Source organism: Seleniivibrio sp., from assembly GCF_021209385.1.
Taxonomy (GTDB): Bacteria; Chrysiogenota; Deferribacteres; order Deferribacterales; family Geovibrionaceae; genus Seleniivibrio.
In genome coordinates this window covers 1-20,917 of the sequence record NZ_JAJOIL010000033.1, presented here as the reverse complement: position 1 = coordinate 20,917, position 20,917 = coordinate 1, and the positions used below count along the sequence as shown (strand labels likewise).

22 protein-coding genes and 1 pseudogene are annotated in these 20,917 nt (G+C 47.9%); 9 read left to right on the top strand and 14 right to left on the bottom strand.

Features of this window, described 5'->3' with window-relative positions; all coding sequences use genetic code 11:
• Position 1: 1 nt before the first annotated feature.
• The 5 genes from hemA to LRY47_RS11070 are packed head-to-tail and all read left to right on the top strand — an operon-like array spanning position 2 to position 4,576.
• Complete coding sequence (gene hemA, locus LRY47_RS11090) at positions 2-1,273, top strand: glutamyl-tRNA reductase (protein ID WP_295225361.1); 1,272 nt, start codon at positions 2-4, stop codon at positions 1,271-1,273.
• Positions 1,270-2,193 (top strand): hydroxymethylbilane synthase, encoded by a 924-nt coding sequence (hemC, locus tag LRY47_RS11085; RefSeq protein ID WP_295225359.1) that lies wholly within the window; start codon positions 1,270-1,272, stop codon positions 2,191-2,193. The genes hemA and hemC overlap by 4 nt, the downstream gene beginning before the upstream one ends.
• Complete coding sequence (locus LRY47_RS11080; RefSeq protein ID WP_295225357.1) at positions 2,193-2,870, top strand: uroporphyrinogen-III synthase; 678 nt, start codon at positions 2,193-2,195, stop codon at positions 2,868-2,870. Before hemC ends, LRY47_RS11080 begins: the two co-directional genes overlap by 1 nt.
• 10 nt (positions 2,871-2,880) lie before the next feature.
• On the top strand, positions 2,881-3,852 hold the full coding sequence (gene hemB, locus LRY47_RS11075; RefSeq protein WP_295225355.1) for a porphobilinogen synthase: 972 nt from the start codon (positions 2,881-2,883) through the stop codon (positions 3,850-3,852).
• On the top strand, positions 3,842-4,576 hold the full coding sequence (locus LRY47_RS11070) for a DUF815 domain-containing protein (protein WP_295225353.1): 735 nt from the start codon (positions 3,842-3,844) through the stop codon (positions 4,574-4,576). The genes hemB and LRY47_RS11070 overlap by 11 nt, the downstream gene beginning before the upstream one ends.
• Here the strand turns inward: LRY47_RS11070 and LRY47_RS11065 are convergent.
• From LRY47_RS11065 to LRY47_RS11015, 11 genes are all read right to left on the bottom strand, one after another.
• Positions 4,567-4,944: a (deoxy)nucleoside triphosphate pyrophosphohydrolase gene (locus LRY47_RS11065; protein WP_295225351.1), complete on the bottom strand. Its 378-nt coding sequence runs from the start codon at positions 4,942-4,944 to the stop codon at positions 4,567-4,569. The two genes, LRY47_RS11070 and LRY47_RS11065, sit on opposite strands and share 10 nt — an antisense overlap.
• Before the next feature lie 195 nt (positions 4,945-5,139).
• On the bottom strand, positions 5,140-6,312 hold the full coding sequence (locus tag LRY47_RS11060) for a phosphoglycerate kinase (protein ID WP_295225349.1): 1,173 nt from the start codon (positions 6,310-6,312) through the stop codon (positions 5,140-5,142).
• 9 nt (positions 6,313-6,321) lie between these two features.
• The gene (gene gap / locus LRY47_RS11055; RefSeq protein ID WP_295225347.1) at positions 6,322-7,320 is read right to left on the bottom strand and encodes a type I glyceraldehyde-3-phosphate dehydrogenase; all 999 of its coding nucleotides are present in this window, start codon (positions 7,318-7,320) and stop codon (positions 6,322-6,324) included.
• A 47-nt stretch (positions 7,321-7,367) separates the two neighbouring features.
• On the bottom strand, positions 7,368-8,549 hold the full coding sequence (locus LRY47_RS11050; protein ID WP_295225346.1) for a PAS domain-containing protein: 1,182 nt from the start codon (positions 8,547-8,549) through the stop codon (positions 7,368-7,370).
• Positions 8,550-8,585: 36 nt separating this feature from the next.
• Positions 8,586-9,245 carry a double zinc ribbon domain-containing protein gene (locus LRY47_RS11045; RefSeq protein WP_295225345.1) on the bottom strand — a complete coding sequence of 220 codons (660 nt, stop codon included), beginning with the start codon at positions 9,243-9,245 and terminating at the stop codon, positions 8,586-8,588.
• The gene (gene gpmI, locus LRY47_RS11040; RefSeq protein WP_295225344.1) at positions 9,245-10,762 is read right to left on the bottom strand and encodes a 2,3-bisphosphoglycerate-independent phosphoglycerate mutase; all 1,518 of its coding nucleotides are present in this window, start codon (positions 10,760-10,762) and stop codon (positions 9,245-9,247) included. Before gpmI ends, LRY47_RS11045 begins: the two co-directional genes overlap by 1 nt.
• A 79-nt stretch (positions 10,763-10,841) precedes the next feature.
• Positions 10,842-11,204 (bottom strand): TraR/DksA C4-type zinc finger protein, encoded by a 363-nt coding sequence (locus LRY47_RS11035; protein ID WP_295225341.1) that lies wholly within the window; start codon positions 11,202-11,204, stop codon positions 10,842-10,844.
• A gap of 56 nt (positions 11,205-11,260) precedes the next feature.
• Positions 11,261-11,668 (bottom strand): 23S rRNA (pseudouridine(1915)-N(3))-methyltransferase RlmH, encoded by a 408-nt coding sequence (locus tag LRY47_RS11030; protein WP_295225338.1) that lies wholly within the window; start codon positions 11,666-11,668, stop codon positions 11,261-11,263.
• A 68-nt stretch (positions 11,669-11,736) separates the two neighbouring features.
• Positions 11,737-12,420 carry an RNA methyltransferase gene (locus tag LRY47_RS11025; RefSeq protein ID WP_295225335.1) on the bottom strand — a complete coding sequence of 228 codons (684 nt, stop codon included), beginning with the start codon at positions 12,418-12,420 and terminating at the stop codon, positions 11,737-11,739.
• Positions 12,417-14,327, bottom strand: coding sequence for a transketolase (locus LRY47_RS11020; RefSeq protein WP_295225332.1), 1,911 nt, complete (start codon positions 14,325-14,327; stop codon positions 12,417-12,419). The genes LRY47_RS11025 and LRY47_RS11020 overlap by 4 nt, the downstream gene beginning before the upstream one ends.
• A 200-nt stretch (positions 14,328-14,527) precedes the next feature.
• Positions 14,528-15,385 (bottom strand): DMT family transporter, encoded by an 858-nt coding sequence (locus LRY47_RS11015; protein ID WP_295225329.1) that lies wholly within the window; start codon positions 15,383-15,385, stop codon positions 14,528-14,530.
• An 82-nt stretch (positions 15,386-15,467) separates the two neighbouring features.
• Between LRY47_RS11015 and LRY47_RS11010 the strand changes: the two genes are divergently transcribed.
• Positions 15,468-16,052: a TetR/AcrR family transcriptional regulator gene (locus LRY47_RS11010; RefSeq protein ID WP_295225327.1), complete on the top strand. Its 585-nt coding sequence runs from the start codon at positions 15,468-15,470 to the stop codon at positions 16,050-16,052.
• Here the strand turns inward: LRY47_RS11010 and LRY47_RS11005 are convergent.
• Genes LRY47_RS11005 through waaF form a run of 3 tightly spaced genes read right to left on the bottom strand, consistent with a single transcriptional unit; the run spans position 16,039 to position 18,013 of the window.
• The gene (locus LRY47_RS11005; RefSeq protein WP_295225325.1) at positions 16,039-16,290 is read right to left on the bottom strand and encodes a glycosyltransferase family 9 protein; all 252 of its coding nucleotides are present in this window, start codon (positions 16,288-16,290) and stop codon (positions 16,039-16,041) included. The two genes, LRY47_RS11010 and LRY47_RS11005, sit on opposite strands and share 14 nt — an antisense overlap.
• A gap of 14 nt (positions 16,291-16,304) precedes the next feature.
• Positions 16,305-16,976 (bottom strand): glycosyltransferase family 9 protein, encoded by a 672-nt coding sequence (locus LRY47_RS11000; RefSeq protein ID WP_295225323.1) that lies wholly within the window; start codon positions 16,974-16,976, stop codon positions 16,305-16,307.
• The gene (waaF, locus tag LRY47_RS10995) at positions 16,976-18,013 is read right to left on the bottom strand and encodes a lipopolysaccharide heptosyltransferase II (protein ID WP_295225320.1); all 1,038 of its coding nucleotides are present in this window, start codon (positions 18,011-18,013) and stop codon (positions 16,976-16,978) included. Before waaF ends, LRY47_RS11000 begins: the two co-directional genes overlap by 1 nt.
• Before the next feature lie 321 nt (positions 18,014-18,334).
• Here waaF and pheA point away from each other — a divergent pair, with 321 nt between their 5' ends.
• The 3 genes and pseudogenes from pheA to LRY47_RS10980 all read left to right on the top strand — a co-directional run.
• A complete protein-coding gene (gene pheA, locus LRY47_RS10990; protein WP_295225317.1) occupies positions 18,335-19,405 on the top strand; it encodes a prephenate dehydratase in 1,071 nt (356 codons plus the stop codon).
• Positions 19,402-20,499, top strand: coding sequence for a histidinol-phosphate transaminase (hisC, locus tag LRY47_RS10985; RefSeq protein WP_295225315.1), 1,098 nt, complete (start codon positions 19,402-19,404; stop codon positions 20,497-20,499). The genes pheA and hisC overlap by 4 nt, the downstream gene beginning before the upstream one ends.
• Positions 20,496-20,917 (top strand): annotated as a pseudogene (locus tag LRY47_RS10980) (3-deoxy-7-phosphoheptulonate synthase); the annotation flags it as partial. The gene hisC and the pseudogene LRY47_RS10980, both read left to right, overlap by 4 nt.

Sequence of the window (20,917 nt, the reverse complement as noted above, 5' to 3'; positions counted from 1 at the left end):
TATGCAACTTGCAGTCTTAGGCTTAAACCACAACACCGCGCCTGTCGGCGTAAGGGAAACCCTTGCTGTTGACGGTTCGGAACTTGCTGAGATTTATTCTGAAATAATGAGCAACGACAGGATCTATGAGGCGATGATAATCTCCACCTGCAACAGAGTGGAATACTACATTGTGACCGACGATTTCCTGTGCAACATCGAAAGCGTTCTTGAAATTGTTTCCGAACACTGCAAAATGGACAGATCGGAACTTCGCAAATACACCTACATCCACTGCGGAGAGGATTCCGTGCGCCATATCTTCCGTGTGGCAAGCGGTCTTGACTCACTTGTCATGGGCGAACCGCAGATATTCGGTCAGGTCAAGGATTCGTTCGAGAACTGCCGTCTCTACGGCGGCGCGGGTACCTTCCTCAAAAAACTTGAGGAATACACTATCAAGACCACCAAAAAAGTGCGCACCTATACTGGCATCGGTGAAAACCCCGTCTCCGTCAGCTACGCCGCTGTGGAACTTGCAACAAAGATATTCGGAAGTCTTTCCGACAAACACGCACTCATCATAGGCGCGGGCGAAATGTGTGAGCTGGCGTCCAAACACCTTGTCACGGCAGGGATAGGCGGCATCACAGTCACCAACAGAACATTTGAAAAAGCACAGCGTCTCGCAGGCGAGGTAAACGGTTCGGCTGTTGAGTTTGACAGCTTCAAAACCTGCCTTCCTGATTCAGACATAATAATAAGCTCGACGGGAGCGACAGAGCTTCTCGTTACCGCGGCTGATGTTAAAGATGCTATGGCGCTGAGAAAGCGCCGTCCTATGTTCTTCATAGACATAGCAGTTCCCAGAGACATTGACCCCCTTATAAACGAACTTGAAAACGTATACGTTTACAGCATAGACGACCTTAAAGCTGTGGTTGACGCAAACCGCAAACAGCGCGAAAAAGAGGCTGTGAAAGCCATGGAATACATCGACGCGGGTCTTGCCATGTTCTACGAATGGCTGGAATCCATGAAGATAATCCCCGTTATCAAATCTCTGCGTCAGCAGTTTGAGGATAAAAAGGAAGAGGAGCTTAAACGCTTTTCATCCAAATTCAAAATCGAAGACAAGAACGAACTTGCAAAAATAGAATACCTCGTAACCGCATACATGAACAAGGTACTGCACACGCCGCTGAAGAACCTTAAGAACGCTTCGGCTGTCAAAGGTAAGTACTCGCTGGACGAGGCGCTTAAAATCTTATTTGAACTTGAGGATATGAAATGAAAAAAGTCGTAATAGCAACAAGAGGCAGCAACCTCGCACTCTGGCAGGCGGAACATATCAAGGCTCTGCTTATGGAAAAACACGGAGTTGAGGTTGAGCTTAACGTCATAAAAACAAAAGGGGACATCATCCTCGACGTACCGCTGGCAAAGATAGGCGGCAAAGGTCTGTTTGTTAAAGAGATCGAACAGGCGCTTCTGGATGGCACTGCCGACATAGCCGTACACAGCATGAAGGACGTTCCCATGGAACTGCCCGAAGGACTGACACTCTACGCAAGCCCCATAGGCGAAACACCCTATGACTGCTTCGTTTCCGTTAAATACAACAAGCTGGACGAACTGCCTCAGGGCGCAATCGTAGGCACAAGCAGCCTGCGCAGAAAGGTACAGCTCAAAAAATACCGTCCCGACCTCGTGATCAAAGACCTGCGCGGCAACGTGAACACCCGCCTTGCCAAGCTTGAAAAGGGCGAATACGACTGTATCATCCTTGCAAAAGCAGGACTTGTACGCCTCGGTTTTGAAGAGCGCGTACGCGAGACATTCAACACCGAAATGATGCTCCCCGCTTGCTGTCAGGGAATCCTCGGCATAGAGATACGCGAGAACGATGCAGAGATGATGAACCTGCTGAACTTCCTTCGCCACGAAGAGACCGAAACACGCGTTAAATGCGAACGCTCATTCCTGCGCCGTCTGGAAGGCGGATGTCAGGCACCCATCGCCGGACACTCCGTTGTTAAAGACAATATCATCTCCATGCGCGGTCTCGTTTCCGATATAGACGGAAACACCTTCATCGAAGAGAACATCAACGGCGATATCAAAGATGCAGAAGCTCTCGGAACAGCCCTCGCCGACAGAATACTCGGTGCAGGCGGAAAAGAGATACTGGACGAAATCTACAAAAACGCCTGATGAACGTCCTTGTAACACGGGAAGCCGACAAATACGCAAAGTTTGCGAAACTTCTGTCGCAGGCGGGTCATACACCGTTTTCCCTGCCGATGATAGAGTGCGTTCCCGTTGACGCAGAAATAGGCGGTTATTACGATTTCGGAGTTTTCACCAGCCTCAACGCTGTGAAATACTTTGACAAATATAAAGATTCTGTCCGTTTCGGTCAGATAGCTGCCGTCGGTTCAGCAACGAAAGCGGCAATGGAAAAAGCAGGATACACCGTAGACCTCATGCCGGATGAATTCTCCGCAGAAGGACTCATTGCACTATTTTCCGGATGTAACCTGACTGGGAAGACTTTTCTCATGGCGGGCGCTGAAACACGCGCAGGAAATTTCCATGAGTGGCTGAAACAGAACCAATGCACCGCTGAAATTGTCACTATATACAGAACGGTTCCTGCCCCACGGACAAAAGAAGATATCGACGCTTTTATGGCGGAAAACAGAATAGACGTGGTGACTTTCGCATCGCCGTCCGCAGTCCGAGCTTTTTTTGACATAACTGATACCGACAAAACCATTGTTGTGATAGGAAAGACCACCGCAGATGCGGTAAAGAAATATAACAAAGATTGCCTGACCCCAAAGGATTTCACCCTTGAGGCTATGACAGAGATAATAAACACACTTTAAGAGGTGACATATGTTCCCCATTGACAGACCCAGAAGACTGAGAACCAGCGAAACAATGAGACGGATGGTGCGCGAAACCACACTAAGCGCGAATGACTTCATCTACCCTCTGTTCGTCTGCGAAGGCGAGAACATTAAAAATCCCGTGTCCTCAATGCCCGGCGTATATCAGATGTCCATAGACAACGTCGTTAAAGAATGTGAAGAGGTTAAAGCCCTCGGAATCCCCGGTGTTATCCTTTTCGGGATCCCCGCATATAAAGACGAAATGGGTTCCGAAGCATACAACGAACACGGAATCATACAGAAAGCTATCCGCGCCATTAAAGCACACGTCAAAGACCTGCTTGTCATCACTGACGTATGCATGTGCGAATATACAGACCACGGTCACTGCGGTATCATCAAGAACGGCGAAGTGGACAACGACGAAACACTCCACTATCTCGCGCTTGAAACCCTTACACATGTCAAAGCAGGCGCAGACATGGTGGCACCCAGCGATATGATGGACGGACGCGTTGAAGAGATGCGAAACATCCTTGACGACAACGGCTATTCCAACATACCGATAATGAGCTATTCTGTTAAATACTGCTCCGCCTTCTACGGTCCTTTCCGCGAGGCGGCAGAATCAACACCGAAATTCGGCGACAGGAAAACATATCAGATGGATCCCGCAAACCGCACAGAGGGACTGAAAGAAGCGGCTCTGGACATTGCAGAAGGCGCTGACATTATTATGGTCAAGCCCGCGCTGCCCTATCTGGATCTGATAAGCGACCTGAAACAGAACTTCGACAGGCCTGTTGCGGCATACCAAGTCAGCGGTGAATATGCCATGATAATGGCGGCTGACCAGCTCGGCTGGATGGACGGACACAGAGCCATGATGGAAGCACTCACATCAATCAAACGCGCGGGAGCCGATATAATCATAACCTATTACGCGAAGGAAGCGGCGAAAACTCTTGGGAAATAAAACAAATGCTTACAGGTGGATTGAAGGCGAACTCGTCCAGATAGACCACATAGAACAGGTTAAAAAGGGCGACCTTGTCGCCATAGACAGGCAGGTTAATCTGGCTGTTAAGAATATAGAAGCGTTCGTGAAAGGCATACCCGCACTCAATATGCTCCTCTGGGGAGAGAAGGGTCTGGGCAAGTCAACTATGATAAAAATGCTCCTTACCGAATACGCGGAAGAGGGTCTCACTGCGGTTGAATTCCGTCATACAGATATCACGGATCTCTATGGTCTGTATGGAGAAATCCGCAAAATGCCCGATCGCTATGTAATGATATACATGGATGACATCTCCTTTGATGCGGGCGATTCCATGTACCGTCTTTTCAAGTCTATCCTTGAAGGCGGACTGGAAGAAAAACCTAAAAACTGCATCTTTGTGGCTACATCAAACAAGCGCCACATGATAACTGAAAAAGCTGAAACCTTCGGCGATGTGTATGACAGGGACGAGGTCAACGAAAAAGCCTCTCTTTTCGCACGCTTCGGACTTGCTATCGGCTTTTATCCATTGAATCCAAAAGATTACAAACGAATTGTTAAATCATATCTTGAATTATTTGACATAGGTGCTTATGAAAATTGGGAAACTGAAGCAGAAGCCTATGCCATGGACAGAGGCGGAAGAAGCGGCAGAATAGCCAAACAGTTCGCTATTTACAAAAATATTTACAGATAATCGAGAATTTCATAGTCACCTGGGGCGAGTTCTTTCGTTTTGAGCTCGTCCACGGTTCCCCAAAACATGTCAATATGCTCTTTCATTTCAAATCTTGTCGAAATAAGCTCTGAATGGTAGAAGTGCAAAATTATTTTTCTCTCATGTGCAACTTTTTGAATTGTTTGAATAAACCTGCACACTTTTACGTCTGCATCGAATTCTTCCAGCATCTCGCGGACAAGCGCCTCTTCGTGTGTCTCGCCCGATTCAACCTTCCCGCCCGGAAACTCCCAAAGACCTCCAAGCTGTCTGTCCAGCGGACGACGCGCTATGAAATACTTACCGTCTTTGTTGAGAACTGCCGCAACAACATCAATTTCTTTCATAAGACCTCAGGTAGCGTAACTGTCGGCTACATCATAATTGGTGTTTAGATACAAGCAGTACAAGGAAGTCTTTTTGAGCGGGCTGCGAGCATACAAAGCAGTATGTGAGCAGTTCCGAAAAAAGTCTGACGAAGTAATGCGCAGTATATAAACGCCAAAAATACATCAAAAAAAGCGGGGCAAAAGCCCCGCACTTTAATTTCTATCCAGAATATCTATCCCCGGGAGAGAACCGAACTCAATAAACTCAAGTGAAGCCCCGCCGCCCGTTGAGATATGATCAATCGTATCGCTGACGCCAGCAAGGTTAACAGCGGCAACAGAATCGCCGCCCCCCACAACTACAGTTCCTTCCGCTCCGCCAAGTGCGCGGGCTATTGAAAATGTGCCGTTTGCATATTGCGGGTTCTCGAAAACGCCCATAGGGCCGTTCCAGAGTATTGTTTTGCATCTGTTCAGCTCATGGATATACATATCCGCAGTTTTCGGGCCTATATCAAGTCCCATGCATCCGTCCGGAATGTCCGCACAGTCACAGGCACAAGGCTCACCGCAGAATTCTTTGGATATCACATGATCCATAGGAAGCATGATTTTGACCTGCTTCTTCTTGGCTATGGCAAATATCTCCTCGACAACGTTGAGCTGGTCGTCCTCAACCATAGACGTACCGACAGTGTGTCCCTGATATTTCAGGAACGTATAGGCCATTGCGCCGCCCACAAAAATATCGTCTGCAAGTTCCAGAAGGGACTTAATGACGCCTATCTTGTCGGAAACCTTCGCACCGCCTACAATGGCGCCGAAGGGTCTTGCGGGATTTTTTATAAGCTGGCTGAAATACTGTATCTCTTTTTCAACAAGGAAGCCTGCCGCCTTGTCATGGATAAGTTCTGCCATGCCGTATGTTGACGCGTGTTTGCGGTGGCATGTGCCGAAAGCATCGTTTATATAAACGCCTGCGTTTGCGGCAAGAGCTTTCACAAATTCCGGGTCGTTCTTCTCTTCACCTTTGTAGTAACGCAGGTTTTCAAGAAGGATAACGTCTCCGTCATTCATCTTTGCCACTGCGTCTGCTACCGGCGCGCCTATGCAGTCTTCAACAAACGTAACGGGCATGAATTTGTCCGTTATATATTTTGCAACGGGAGCCAGCGTATAATCTGGGTTCTTCTCGCCTTTGGGTCTGCCGAGGTGAGAAGCAAGGATAACCTTTGCGCCCTGCCCCTGTGCATAGCGGATGGTCTTCATCGCCTCCACTATGCGGGTGTCGTCTTTAACGACGCCGCTTTTAACGGGAACGTTGAAATCCACGCGGATAAATACTCTTTTTCCTTTAAGGTTCAGATCTTTGATGCACTTAGCCATAAATAACCCTTAAAGCACTTTAGTCAGCAGCTCGGCGCAACGGTTGGAATAGCCCCATTCATTGTCGTACCAGCTTACTATCTTCACCATGTTGCCTTCAAGCACCATAGTGAGCAGAGAATCGAATGTTGATGATGCAGGTTCGCCGTTAAGGTCGATAGAAACAAGGGGTTCGTCGGTATAACGCAGAACACCTTTCATAGCGCCTTCGGCGGCTTTTTTCATAGCTTCGTTAACGGATTCCTTTGTTGCCTCTTTTGCAAGTTCAACAGTAAGATCCACCAGCGAAACGTTGGGTGTGGGGACACGCACTGCATATCCTGTCAGCTTGCCTTTCAGCTCCGGCAGAACCAGACCCACAGCTTTTGCCGCACCTGTGGAGGTGGGGATCATGCTGACGGCACACGCTCTTGCGCGGCGCAGGTCTTTGTGGGGCAGGTCAAGTACGTTCTGGTCGTTTGTATATGAGTGGACTGTGGTCATGATGCCTTTATTCAGTCCGAATGTGTCATTGAGAACTTTTGCCACGGGAGCGAGGCAGTTTGTAGTACAGGAAGCGTTAGAGATGATATGATGCTTTGTCTTGTCATACTGGCTGTCGTTAACACCTATGACAAGTGTAAGGTCAACCTCTTCGCCGGGTGCGGAGATAATGACTTTTTTAGCGCCGGCATCTATATGCTTCTGAGCAAGGGAACCTTTTGTAAATCTGCCTGTGGATTCAAGAACAACGTCAACGCCAAGCTCTTTCCATGGGAGAAGGGCGGGGTCTTTTTCCGCACATATCTTCACTTTTTTTCCGTTGATGATGATACCGTCTTCAGCGGCCTCCACATCAAACTTAGCGGGTCCGTGAACAGAGTCATATTTGAGCAGATGCGCCAGTGTTTTGGTATCTGTGAGGTCGTTGATAGCCACGATATCAACATCAAGTCCGCGCTGGACGATCGCTCTGAGAGTACAGCGTCCGATACGTCCGAAACCGTTGATTCCAAGTTTTACACCCATTTTAACCTCCGGTATAATCCCTAGTTCTGATATTTAAAGATGTTATATTAATCGCTCTCGGGCGGCGCTTCAAGCTTAAGGTGACGGCGGATTGATTTTATCTCGTCTGTCACCATTTTAAGGAGCGTTCCGAGTTCTTTGTCCGTAACAACGGATTTCTTATTAACAGTGTTGATAAGCCTTTCAAGCTGATAGACCGTCCTTTTGCTGAGATCGTTATACTTCTCCTGCTGAAGCTCCAGAGTGCTCTGGAAGTTCTTAAGGGCGGTTGCGGAGCGCACCAGCTTATTCTTTATGTCCTTGTTCTCCTGCCGGAGTTTAAGGAGTTCGTTTATGTTATCATCCGCAAAAAGTTTTTCCAGCGCTTTGCTCATCTTGCGGTTTTTCAGAAACACTTCGTCATAGTTCTTTTCAAGGTCTTTGTACGCCTTTTTCAGATCACCGATCTCGTTCATCTTGTCGACTTCGGCTTTCTGGAAGGTTTTGACGCGTTCCTTATATTTTTCGATGGACTGGACGAGGTGGAAGTGTTCTGTAATGTCGAACATAAACTCGCCGAACTCGTTCAGTTCACCGGTCTGGTCATAAACCGGAAACATGTGATGCTCGAAATGGAGAGTTTCGCTCTCTTTTTCTATGCGTATGTTCTGCGAGCCGACGTTTTCCCCTGCCATAATTTCAGCCATCCGGCAGAAAGTACAGGGTTCCGTTCGCCCGTGTATAACTTCATAGCACTTTTTGCCTATCATCTGCGGGATGTTTGTCTGTCCCAGAAAATCGGCAAGAGCCTTGTTCACGTTTATTATCAGATACTCGCCGGAAACACTGAACAGCGGCATTTTCAGACCGTCCAGCAGTTTCATCATCTTCATACGGCTGTGTCGAAGCACTCTGACAGATTCCTGCGCTTCCATCATAACGCCGTTGACAGACCGCGCAATAGTGTTGAGGTGTTTGCGGTTTTTGTCAGAGTTTATCATAACGACGACCCTTTCACCCTCCTGCTCGTAGCGCAGGAAATAAAAGGACATCATGTTTTCGCCTTTTTTAAACGACTGGAAAAATGTTTCTTCGCTGTCGAGATAAGACTTCATGGTGGAAGGCACAGGCACCTTTTCGTGCTGTCCTGAAACAACCTGATAAAAAGCTCCATTGTCGGGAAAATAAATATATACAGGGAAGGAGCAGTCCCTGAACAGAATAGCGACTCTTGATATAAGTGTGTTCATTCGTACCTCTTGGATGCGCGGGAAAAAACCGATGTCCTAGTAACGCCCCCCCGAAAGAACATAGACGTCAGTTTTGACCGCACCCGCCTGTTTCAGAATTTTGCAGCACTCTTTAACAGTGGCGCCTGTGGTTATAATATCATCAACGAGCAGAATTTTCAAATTACTTAAGTCCTTGCCGCAGAAAAAAGCACCCTTTACGTTAATATGTCTCATCCGGCTTTTAAGCTTATACTGGTATTCGGTTTTCCTATTTCTTACAAGCAACTGCTCATAATGTGTTCCTGTATGTACAGCAATGTGTTTTGCCAGGCTGCGCGCCGGATGCGCTATCCTTCTAAGTTTTCTTGTGAAATGTGACGGAACATCAGTAATAATATCATATTTTTGTAAGAATGTGGCATGAACCAGCAAACCCAGACTGCTCATACCCGTTACGCGGTATCCGAACTTTATCTGCAGCAGAAGTTTTTTCAAAGCTCCGGTGTATCTGTAGTCTATATATATCCTGTCCCAGGGCGCACCGCCGAGGCAGTGTCCGCAGACTTTTGCGTCCGCACCTAGTGGATGCCCGCAGTTTTGACAGAAATGCTTATAGCCAGCTAGCAGACTTCTGCACTTGTCGCACAGAGGCAGTCCGGTTTCACATCTGCCTTTGCATCCTGCGCACTCAGGCGCGAATATTTCGCTGAGCATTATCTTCTGAGGAGGCTTTCTCCCGTCATTTCAGCCGGTTTTTCTATGCCCATGATATCAAGCAGAGTAGGGGCGATGTCAGCCAGCTTGCCCGTTTCATTCGTCAGCTTACAGTCATAGTTATATATAATGAACGGAACGGGGTTCAGTGTATGTGCCGTATGGGGCTGATTGTTCTCGTAATCCCACATAAGTTCGCAATTGCCGTGATCTGCCGTAACGGCGAGAACCGCGTTCTTCTCTTTGACAATCTTCATAACCTCGCCGAGGCACTCGTCAACCGCAATACACGCCTTGACCGCCGCTTCAAGTATGCCGGAATGTCCGACCATGTCGGGGTTCGCAAAGTTCATGATGACAACGTCAACGGAATCTATCTCCTGTTTGAACCTGTCAAGCACCTGATAAACACTCATCTGCGGTTTAAGATCGTATGTGGCGACATCTCTGGGAGATTCCAGAAGGGCGCGTTTCTCACCCTCAAAAACTGTTTCCGCACCGCCGTTGAAAAAGTATGTAACATGGGCATATTTTTCGGTTTCAGCAATACGGAGCTGTTTCAGTCCATGCTTGCTGATAACCTCGCCGAATATATTCTTAAGAGTTTCCGGTCCGAAAGCATAAGGACACTGAAATTTGCTGTCATACTGAGTGAGCGTCATGAAATGCACTTCGGGAGTGACGCGGGGAAACTCCGTGAACGTTTTGTCTGTGAAAACAGTTGTAAGCTGTCTCGCTCTGTCCGCACGGAAGTTAAAGAAGAAAACGCCGTCGCCGTCGTTCACTTTTCCGTCGAACCCTTTTATCACGGTGGGTTTTATGAATTCGTCCGTTTCACCTCTGTCGTACCCTGCCTGAACAGCCGCGCAAGGGTCGTCAGCTTCAAGCCCTATGCCTTCGCGCAGAGCTTCATATCCGAGTTTTGTTCTGTCCCAGCGTTTGTCCCTGTCCATTGGGTAGTAGCGCCCTGCGACTGTGGCAATTTTGCCGTAGTCCAGTTCATTCATGTATGCGGTCAGTTCCTGCATATAGCCCAGACCGCTTTTAGGCGGAGTATCACGTCCGTCCATGAAAGCATGAACGTAAACTTCCGGTATGCCGAACTGTTTCGCTATGGCTATGATGCCCTTAAGATGCTCGATATGGCTATGCACACCGCCGTCGGACAGAAGTCCGAAAAGATGCAGCCTGCCCGTATCAGCTTTGACCGTGTTCAGAAAAGCTGCAAACTCAGGATTCTTCGCCATGCTTCCGTCTTTTATGGCGAGGCTCACGCGAAGAAGTTCCTGATAAACAATGCGTCCAGCTCCGATGTTTGTGTGACCCACTTCGGAGTTGCCCATCTGTCCTTCGGGAAGACCGACATGCTCTTCGCTGGCATTAAGCTTCGTATGGGGACATTCCGCCATCAGCTTAAAAAAATTCGGTGCTTTGCTTATTCTGATAGAATTGTATTCTTCTTCATCCCTGAGACCCCAGCCGTCGAGGATGAGCAGTACAGTTTTCTGATTCGACATGACATGCTCCAAAAAGATTGGTAGTGAACGTGAGTGTAGCACAAAAAAGAAAACCCCGCCATAAGAGACGGGGTGTCAGTTACATCTTGATAAGACCTTTCTTTTCCAGTTCGGTCTTGCAGTCGGTGCAGTATCTGGCGAATGGCACATACTCGAGGCGTTTCTCCTCAATGTCCTCTTCGCACTCTATACATACGCCATAGGTGCCATTTCCGATGCGCACCAAAGCCTGCTCAATGAGGCGAAGCTTAAGAGCGTCCGTCTCAACGCGTCCGAGCATGAGGTTTTTGTTATAGAGATTATATGCTTCATCCGCGGCGTCCTGTGTACCGTCTTCGCCGAGGCTCATTGCATCGTGATATCTCTCGTTGAGCTTGTCGATGAGTTCTCTCCTCATCTTAAGCAGTTTGTCCCTGTGGTAGTTCAGTCTTTCCCTGTCCATACCAGCCCTCCTTAAAAGCCAGATGTAAAAGCAGAAAAGCCTTTTACACGCAGTTTCTATTTATGATACGGATGACCGTTCATTATGGTCAGCGCCCTGTAAATCTGTTCCGCCAGAACCAAAAGACTGACCCTGTGTGCCATTGTCATTTCGGACAGCGAAATAAATTCTTTAGCCGAAGCCCTAACATCAGCCGGCAGACCCTCTGCCTCGCCGATGTAAAAGGTCACGTCCCCGTAGGTTTCAATGCGTTTGTTCAGCCATTCGGCGAATTTTTCGCTTGAAAACTTCGTTCCTGCGGGATCCATTCCAACCAGAAGTCCTTTATGGTTACCGCCGTGACCGTTCTTATCAACCTCGACCGTAACAGGCATAAAGCCGCCAGACATTTTTATGTATCTGTCAACTAAACTCTTTATTTCCGGTTCTTTAATTTTGGATGCCATAACTATTTTTATCAGCATCGGAATTGCTCGTAAAATATAGAATGAGTTTTACTCTGTCAACTCTTTTCGGAGTGAAAGAATACTTTTTACAGATTCCTCGTAAATTCGTACAGTATAACAGCCGCGCTCTGAGCAACGTTCAGAGAGTCAATATCCCCGCGCATGGGGATTTTCACATGGGTATCTGCAAGCTCCAGAAGAGCGGGTCTTATTCCCTTGCCTTCCGAACCCATGATAAGAATTGATTTCGGGTCAAACGCAGCGTCTTTAAGAGCTGTCTGACCGTTAACATCCGCCGCATACACTTTGTACCCTGCATCTTTCAGCTTTTTAAGAGCAGTCGCGGTGTTCACCGCACCGACCACAAGCGTGTGAAAGATTGTGCCGCTGGACGCTTTGCAGACAGCAGCCGTAACCGGAGACTGTTTGTCAAACCCGACCATAACGGTCTTTACGCCGAAACAGTTTGCCGCACGGATTATCGCGCCGTAATTATGGGGGTCGAATATCCTGTCCAGAATAACCACAGGTCCGTTCTCAATTATCTTATCGAACGCCTTGTCAAAGTTTTTCGGTTCTATGTCTTTTATATCGGCGGCGACGCCCTGCGCCTCCTGACCGAAAAAGTGTTCAAATTCTTTCGAGCCGTAAGTTCTGTATTCCACAGTGTACCTTTTCGGGTCGAAAGTGGAGTTCACCTTCACATGAAGGAGTTTTACCATATCAAGTTTAAGCGCTTCCTCAACAGTGTTGCGTCCGTGGATTATCATGCAAGCTCCGCTTTAATGCTTTCTGCAACTGTTTCAGGGTCGAGACCCAGCAGTTTGAATATATCGTCGGGTGTACCGGAGAATGCATAGCCTCTCACACCGAAACGCACCAGCCGAACGGGTTCTCCGTCCTCTGAAAATCTGTTGGCAAGAGTTGCCGCAAGACCTGTGAATTCGTTATGGTCTTCATAAACGAAAACGGGTTTGTCTGTGTATTTCTCAAAAACTTCCATATCGGGGTGAAGAGGGCATGAGCAGTTAAGAACCGCTGCCTTGATACCCTGTTTTTCAAGGATTTCAGCAACCTTAAGCGCTCTGCCTGTCATACTGCCGTAGGTAGCAATAGCAAAATCGCCGTCGCGAAGAACGTCCACCTGTCCGTATTTGAAAGTATAGTCTTTTCCATAGAAGGGTTTGTCACCGTTTGCTATTACCGCAAGTTTTGAACGTCCCATACCCACAAGGAAGTTGCCGGGGTTTTCAGCGGCAAAACATACTGCCTTGTATGTCTGGTTTGGGTCAGCAGGGATTATCACGCGGAAACCGAAAAGGTTGCGCAGTGTGCCGAGATAGTCGATACACTGGTGGGTTTTTCCGTCTTCGCCCACGTCGATACCGATGTGGGTTGTGACGGTTTTAAGACTTGCCGCGTTTATATCGTTCAGCCTCTGCTGGTTGTAAACTTCGTCAACACCGAACACGCCGAAATCCGCAAAGAAGGGGAGAACGCCGTTGACGCTCGCCGCACCAGCCGCAGAACATGCGTGGTGTTCCTGAATACCTGTCTGAACAAAATTGTCGGGGAATTCCTTTTCAACTTTGTCGGTCTTAACGGAGCTGGCAAGGTCACAGTCGAAAACTGCAACAGGTGTCATGCCCTCCGCCTGAGAACCTTTCACAAGGTCGTATATCGCGTCACCGAAAGCCGAGCGGCAGTCGGTCTTAACATCAAGCCCGTACTCTTTGTTGATATCGTATGAAACTTTAACTTCGGGGATTTCAAGCTCGTGGTGTGAAGGATCGAACACGAAGCTTTTTCTCGCCTCTTTGTATACGGCAATGTCGTTTTCAAGCCCAAGCTCGCCGAGTGCTTTTTCAAGCTGTTCCTCGGTAAGGGGTTTGCCGTGATATCCATGGATGTTTTCCATGAAGGAAACGCCTTTGCTCATCACTGTTTCAGCAAGGATAAGCACTGGCTGTTCTATCTTCTGTCCGTATTTAATAGCTGTGAAAAGTTTTTCATAGTCATGTCCGTCAACAGTGATAACGAACCATCCGTCAGCGGTATAATCGTCTTTTATGTTCTGATACATGACGTGTTCAATGTCGCCGCTTATCTGGAGTTTGTTATAGTCAATGAACGCGGTGATGTTAGTAAGTCCGTGCATAGCGGCAAAGCGTCTCGCTTCGGACTGCTGACCTTTCTGCTGTTCGCCGTCACCCATGAAGCAGAAAACGTTGAACTCTTCGCCCGATATCTCGCCTGCCATTGCAGCGCCGCAAGCCGCGGAAAGTCCCTGTCCGAGGTTTCCTGTCGTCCACTCCACACCGTTCACCATCCTTTCGATGTGACCTTCATAGATGCTTCCGGCAAGGCGGAATTCTGAAACAGCCTTGTCGATATCGAAAAAACCGTTTCTCGCCAGTGCGGAGTATACACCGGGGCTTGTATGTCCGTGGGAAACGAAAACTCTGTCACGCGAAGGTGATTTCACGTTTTCGGGTGTGATGTTCGCAAACCTGTAAACGGTCAGATACATGTCTATGGAAGACATGGAACCGCCGGGGTGTCCGCTTGCGGCAAGTGTTGTCATTTTAAGTATATCGCCGCGGCAAAGCCTTGCGGTCTCTGCCAGCGCTGATGCATCCTCTGCGGTGAAATCTACGTCAAAGCCACGGTTTCTCATATATAATACCTCAGTTAATTTTCTCTTGCTCCCTCCTTTGCAAAAGGAGGGTTGGGGTGGATTTGATTGATATCTAATGTAAATCCCCCTCATTCCCCCTTTGCTAAAGGGGGAAGCAAGAACACGAAACAAACTTTGCTACAAGTCTGTAACCTGTATCAGGCTTTGGCTTTATATAACGTATGCAGGGATGTGTCAATTTATTTGGCACCTGCGCGGCGCATCATGAAAAGCGAGTGGGCGGTTATGGCGCAGATTATCACCGCACCGCCGGCAAAGGTCTGGGCTGGCGGTATCTCTGTGAAGAACAGCCACGCCAGAAAAGGCACGAGAACCGTGCGGGTAAGCGTATAAAGGCTTATTTCCATTGCGGTTATGTGTCTTGCCGCTGTGGAGATGAAAGCCCTGCCTATGGGAGCGCTGAGTAGTCCCATCGCCGCCATTACAAGCACAGAAACAACGCTGAAACTGCTAAAATCAGTTCCGAACGAACTGAAAAGCATAATAAAAAATCCGCCGAAAGATATAGCCATGGTGCGGCTTATCTGCGGATATTTGCGCCATATCACATAATTGAGTGAGGAGAACATAGCCGCCGCCAATGCGTACATATCGCCCAGAAGTCCGTGTCCTCCAAGCGAACCTCTTACAATTATATATACACCTAAAATTGATACAATCACTGCCGCCCATGTACTTAACGAGGTCTTCTCACCAAGCAGGAAACGGCTGTAAATAGATGAAAACACCGCGGATGTCGTCATGATAAGCACGACATTGGCTATTGTTGTTTCCTGAACAGCCAGAACAAAAGTCGTCCCGCTGCCGCCCATAACAGCACCGGAAAAAATAAGTATCAGTCCGCCTTTTTTAACAGCGTCCGCAACCCCTTTGCCCCACATCTGTGTCACGAGAAGCATCGAAAGCATTGAAAATATACCGAAAAGAAAGGATGCCCCGAAACCGTTAAGTCCTGAATATCTGATAAATATCGCATCGAACCCCATAAGGAAAATACCTGAAAATGCATATAATGTGCCTTTAAACTGCTCTGACATTATAACCTCCGCATAAAATCATACCGTATAGTATGATAAGCTAATACTTGACAGTATTGTTGTCAACAGGTATTCTTTAAGCATGTCAAAAGCGCTTGAAAACTATAAAACGAAACGCGAATCAATAATAAAAGCAGGCAGAGAGCTTTTTCTGAACCACGGATATTCCAGAACCAGCATGGACGAAGTGGCAAAGACCGCCTGCGTCACAAAACAGACGGTATACCGCTATTTTGTATCAAAATCCGACCTGTTCGCTGAAGTCATTTCCCAGATGAGCAAAGAGAACGATATCTATACCTTCGGCAATATGTCGCCCGAAAAAGAACTTATAAAATTCGGGATACAGTTCATCACCATGCACATGGCAAGGCACAGACTGGAGCTTTTCCGTATGATGATATCAGAAAGCAGGGACGGAAGCGAGATAGGCGGAATGTTCAAAAGCATGGTTCAGGATGCGCGGAGAAAACCGCTGACAGGCTTTCTTACAGACAGACTCAATGTCAGAGAAGCGGATAAAATGGCAAATATGCTCATATCCATGCTGCTCTCCATGCGCTCGCCGATACTTATGAATACCAGAGACGTACCCGACGCCGACGAAATAGAAAAACATGCGGAGACCTGCGTAAAACTTTTCATGAACGGTGTTAAAGGTTTTTAAGAGCCTCAACAACCTTATCCGGCGTAAGCCTTTTCATACAGTCAAAGTGTCCCTTCGGGCAGGCTTCAAGCCCGTGAACGTCGCACGGACGGCATTCAACTGAATTATCTTCGACAACCCTGACGCCTGAAAACAGCGGAAAGAATCCGAATTCCCTTGTGGTTGACCCGAATATGCCTACTGTGGGCTTTTTAAGAGCTACAGCGGCGTGCAGAGGACCTGAATCGGAAGAGATCACCGCTTCGCAGGATACTATAGTATCAAAAAATCTTTTATCTTCGATTTTCCGGTTTTGTCCACAATACCTTTAACATCAGGAGCCTTGCCCTCTCCCGCAAAAACAGGAGTATAACCGTCGGCGACCAGAAGCTCCGCAAGCTCTGCGGCATAAGGGTAGGTTTTCGTATATCTGCTGGCGAACGGATGCACAAGAATATGCTTTTCAACAGGTTTCGCATCCGAAAACAGCACAGGGCGCAACTCTTCAAGCTCCGGCATGGGAGTGCCAAATGTTTCTGAGATGGGCTCAAAATACTTCTGCACCACATGCAGACCGAGCCGCGGGTCAGGCTTACGGGTCTTCACAAACCTGCGCCTTGCGGCGGAATCTTTTATGTATTTGTGATAATCCGCCTGTGCGTGAAACTTTAAAAACATCGATAAAAGTTTGCCGTGCAGGTCGAATATATGGTCGTAATCCTCTGTTTCCTTCTGAATAAGGCTGAAATATGCCATTATGCCGTCTTTTTTTCCGTATTCCACCACGCGGTTTACAAAGGGCAGCCCCTTGAAAACGTCTCCGAAGGGTGCATATGTCAGCACGTCCGCCTCTGCATCGGGAAAAAGCTCTTTGAATTTCCTTATAACCCCGGTGGTGAGGATTATATCCCCCAGTGAACTGAAACGGACGAACAGAACCTTCATCAGTCCGCCTTCACAGTTTCGTATTTCGGTTTGATAGGTTCCGCAACCTGTTCTTTCTCAAGAAGAGCCAGAACGTCCTGCGTGCTTATCTCAAGCATGCAGCGGAAATGTTTTTTCGGGCATTTTCTGCTTCCGTGCAGTCCGCAGGGACGGCAGTTAAGACCTGCCACCTCAGCAACGCGGCTCACCTCGTCATATGGAGTGAAGCCCAGCTCCTTCACAGTGGGACCGAAGATGGCAATGCACCGCACACCCGCCGCAACGGCTATATGCATGGGTCCTGAATCGTTGGTCACCATAAACCCGAAATTTGCTATCAGCGCGGGAAGCTCTTTAAGAGAAGTTTTCCCGCACATATTGATATGTTCGTATTTTGCAGCCTTCATGAGTTTTTCCGCGGCGGGAACGTCTTCCGGCGCGCCTATTATAACAGGCGTGTAACCGTCCTCTTTAAGCCTGTCCGCAACCTCCGCAAAGCGCTCCGCAGGCCACATTTTTGTCGCCCATACGCTTCCGGGGGCAATACCTATGAGGTTTTCACCGAGTTTAGCAAACTCCGCCTTCTTCTCTTGGTCAATAACAACCTTAAGCGGATATTTCGCCGGATATTCTCCGAAAGCCGCCTCATAAAGGGTCAGATTTCGCTGAACCTCGTGCAGATCCATATATCTTGCGCAGGACGAGGTCAGAAGGGCAGAAAAAGCACTTTCGACAAATCCGACGCGAACGGGAATTTTCGCAAGCCACAGTGTAAGGTTTGTGCGGAACGATTTATGAGGGGTAAGCACTATATCAAACCCGCGCTGTTCAAGATACTTCGCAAAGCGGAAGATGCCTGAAAGCCCCGAATAGCTTCTGCGTTTGTCAAAAGGGATAACTTCCGATATTTCTGCAAGCCCGTCAAAAAGCGGCACATATTCGGGACGCACGCAAAAAGATATCTGCGCTTCGGGGTATTTTGCTTTAACAGCCTGTATCAGCGGCGTTGTAAGCACGCTGTCGCCCAGAAAGGACGGATTGAATATTAATATTTTCAAGTTATTTCCTCGTATTTTCTCCCTCCTTTAAAAAAGGAGGGTCGGGGTGGATTTGACTGACATTGAATGTAAATCCCCCTTAATCCCCCTTTGTCAAAGGGGGAGACAAAAGCACAAAACAAAGCATCTTAACGGCTCTCTTATGCCTGCTCATGAAAATATACAGACAGCACGGAACGAAATCAATCTGTTTCGGAAAGTAGTTAAATAGCAAACTAAAATGACATATTTTATACAGATAATATAGCGTTTTAATTTTTTTCCATCAAAACATGCTTCAAACTCTTGCGAAACAGGCTTTTGTCTGTTATCTTCTCTGACATGGAAGAACTTGACAAACACAGACAAAACATTGACGACATAGACCAGAAGATACTTGAACTTCTGAACAACAGGGCGAAAGAGGCTATGCACATAGGCGAGATAAAAAAAGCCGCAGGGCAACCCCTTTACGTTCCTTCGCGCGAGAAAAAAATATTCGAGCGTCTCACCGGACTTAACACGGGACCTTTCCCCAACGACGCACTGCGCTCGGTTTACCGCGAGATAATCTCCGCCTCTCTCTCTCTGGAAGAGGTGCAGAAGGTCGGTTATCTGGGTCCCGAAGGCACCTTTACAAACATGGCGGCGATAAAACAGTTCGGACTTTCCGCAACACTGATACCCATAAGGAACATCCCCGAGGTTTTCGACAGCGTAGAGCGCGGACGGATGGCGTTCGGCATAGTGCCTGTGGAAAATTCGCTGGAAGGCATAGTCAACCACACGCTTGACACCTTCACCACCAGCAACTTAAAAATATGCGGTGAGATATACCTTGAAATAAGCCATAACCTTATGAACAAAACGGGCAATTTCGAGGACATACAGGTCATATACAGCCATTATCAGGCTATCGGTCAGTGCCGCAAATGGCTGGCTGCGAACTGCCCCGACATTCCCGTACACGAGATAGATTCCACTGCGAAGGCGGCGGAGCTGGCATCAAAAGACCCCACAGTTGCCGCCATCTCAAGCGAGATGGCACAGCTTAAATACAGTCTGCGGGTTGTTGAAAAGTCCATTGAAGACAACCCCAACAACTTCACAAGATTCCTGCTCATAGGAAACTATGAGCCTTTGCCCACAGGTAACGACAAGACGTCCATAGTGTTTTCCGTGACTCACAAGGCGGGTTCCCTTTACGAAGCGCTGTCTGTTCTTGCGAAGGCGGATATAAACATGACAAAAATAGAATCCCGCCCGTCCCGCCAAAAGGCATGGGAATACGTCTTTTTTGTTGACGTGGAAGGGCATATAGCGGATAAAAGATTAAAAACCGCACTCGACGGTCTCTGTGAACACACGGCATTTTTCAAAGTGCTCGGTTCATATCCTAAGGGGGAAAAATGACAGATTTCAAAAAACTCGCCGGAAAAGCAATTGCAGAAATAGCTCCCTACAAACCCGGCAAACCCGTTAAAGAACTTGAAAGAGAGCTTGGAATCAAGGAAGCGATCAAACTCGCATCCAACGAGAACCCTTTTGGTCCCTCTCCCAAAGTTAAAACAGCTCTTAAAAACTTCTTTCCGGAAATATCACGATATCCCTACGGCGATGCGCACTACCTCCGCACAAAGCTCGCCTCTAAACTTGAAGTACCTGCAGACATGCTCCTTTTCGGAACAGGCTCGAACGAGATCATCGAACTCGCAATCCGCACGTTCCTGAAAGACGGCGAACATGTCATAAGCCCCGCGCCCAGCTTCTCCGTGTATTCTTCAATAGCTCAGGCGGCGGGCAAAACTTGCAACTGGATCCCCTGTAAGAAAGATTTTTCTTTCGATTTCGACGCGCTTCTTGCCGCCATCAACGACAAGACACGCATGATTTTCATAGCGAACCCCAACAACCCCACAGGCGCATACACTGCAGACAAAGAAATGCGCGCCTTCATGGAAAAAGTACCGTCAGATGTTATTGTGGTATTCGACGAGGCATACGTTGAGTTCGCAGACGCAAAAGACTTCCCCGACACGATGAAATATCTGGACAAGTTCCACAACATATTCATCATGCGCACCTTTTCAAAGGCATACGGCCTTGCGGCTCTTCGCTGCGGATACGTTATAGCAGACGCAATGGCAATCGACATGATGAACCGCGTACGCCAGCCATTTAACACCAACATGGCGGCACAGGTTGCGGCGGAAGCGGCTCTGGAAGATTCCGCATATCTGGACAAGATTATCAAAAAGAATAAGAAAGGCAGGAACTATCTCCAGAAAGAGTTCAAAAGACTCGGACTGCCATTCATCAAATCACAGTCCAACTTCATACTTGTTGAAGTCGGTGAAGGCGAAAAAGTATTCAACGACCTTCTGAAAAAAGGAATAATCGTCCGCTTCCTCGGACCCTCACTTGGCAAATACATTCGTGTTTCCGTGGGTACGATGGAAGAGAACGAAGCGTTCGTCGAACAGCTCGTTAAGGTTCTCGGCAAATGATAATCGTATTTAAAAAAGATGCGGCAAAGACCGACATCGAACATGTGCAGAAAAAGCTGGAGCAGTTCGGCTTTAAGACAAGCATGTCCGAAACAAACGGAAGAAACATTCTCGGCGCAATAGGCGACGAGAGTATCCTCCGTGAAAAACCGCTTTTTGCCATGCCGGGTGTTGAGAAGGTGGTTCCCATCTCAAAACCTTATAAACTGGTAAGCTCTGATTTCAAGAAGACAGAAACCGTTATCGACATAAAAGGCGTTAAAATCGGCGGCGGAAACGTCGTCGTTATGGCTGGTCCCTGTTCTGTTGAAAACCGCGACATGCTCATGTATCTCGCCGAGCGCACAAGCAAGGCGGGAGCAAGAATACTGCGCGGCGGAGCTTTCAAACCCCGCACATCCCCATATGCCTTTCAGGG

Excerpts from the sequence above, each read along its gene's own strand:
- hemA (WP_295225361.1), top strand. The coding sequence starts at position 2 with ATGCAACTTGCAGTCTTAGGCTTAAACCACAACACCGCGCCTGTCGGC.
- hemC (WP_295225359.1), top strand. The coding sequence starts at position 1,270 with ATGAAAAAAGTCGTAATAGCAACAAGAGGCAGCAACCTCGCACTCTGG.
- LRY47_RS11080 (WP_295225357.1), top strand. The coding sequence starts at position 2,193 with ATGAACGTCCTTGTAACACGGGAAGCCGACAAATACGCAAAGTTTGCG.
- hemB (WP_295225355.1), top strand. The coding sequence starts at position 2,881 with ATGTTCCCCATTGACAGACCCAGAAGACTGAGAACCAGCGAAACAATG.
- LRY47_RS11065 (WP_295225351.1), bottom strand. The coding sequence starts at position 4,944 with ATGAAAGAAATTGATGTTGTTGCGGCAGTTCTCAACAAAGACGGTAAG.
- LRY47_RS11060 (WP_295225349.1), bottom strand. The coding sequence starts at position 6,312 with ATGGCTAAGTGCATCAAAGATCTGAACCTTAAAGGAAAAAGAGTATTT.
- gap (WP_295225347.1), bottom strand. The coding sequence starts at position 7,320 with ATGGGTGTAAAACTTGGAATCAACGGTTTCGGACGTATCGGACGCTGT.
- LRY47_RS11050 (WP_295225346.1), bottom strand. The coding sequence starts at position 8,549 with ATGAACACACTTATATCAAGAGTCGCTATTCTGTTCAGGGACTGCTCC.
- LRY47_RS11045 (WP_295225345.1), bottom strand. The coding sequence starts at position 9,245 with ATGCTCAGCGAAATATTCGCGCCTGAGTGCGCAGGATGCAAAGGCAGA.
- gpmI (WP_295225344.1), bottom strand. The coding sequence starts at position 10,762 with ATGTCGAATCAGAAAACTGTACTGCTCATCCTCGACGGCTGGGGTCTC.
- LRY47_RS11035 (WP_295225341.1), bottom strand. The coding sequence starts at position 11,204 with ATGGACAGGGAAAGACTGAACTACCACAGGGACAAACTGCTTAAGATG.
- LRY47_RS11030 (WP_295225338.1), bottom strand. The coding sequence starts at position 11,668 with ATGCTGATAAAAATAGTTATGGCATCCAAAATTAAAGAACCGGAAATA.
- LRY47_RS11025 (WP_295225335.1), bottom strand. The coding sequence starts at position 12,420 with ATGATAATCCACGGACGCAACACTGTTGAGGAAGCGCTTAAACTTGAT.
- LRY47_RS11020 (WP_295225332.1), bottom strand. The coding sequence starts at position 14,327 with ATGAGAAACCGTGGCTTTGACGTAGATTTCACCGCAGAGGATGCATCA.
- LRY47_RS11015 (WP_295225329.1), bottom strand. The coding sequence starts at position 15,385 with ATGTCAGAGCAGTTTAAAGGCACATTATATGCATTTTCAGGTATTTTC.
- LRY47_RS11010 (WP_295225327.1), top strand. The coding sequence starts at position 15,468 with ATGTCAAAAGCGCTTGAAAACTATAAAACGAAACGCGAATCAATAATA.
- LRY47_RS11000 (WP_295225323.1), bottom strand. The coding sequence starts at position 16,976 with ATGAAGGTTCTGTTCGTCCGTTTCAGTTCACTGGGGGATATAATCCTC.
- pheA (WP_295225317.1), top strand. The coding sequence starts at position 18,335 with ATGGAAGAACTTGACAAACACAGACAAAACATTGACGACATAGACCAG.
- hisC (WP_295225315.1), top strand. The coding sequence starts at position 19,402 with ATGACAGATTTCAAAAAACTCGCCGGAAAAGCAATTGCAGAAATAGCT.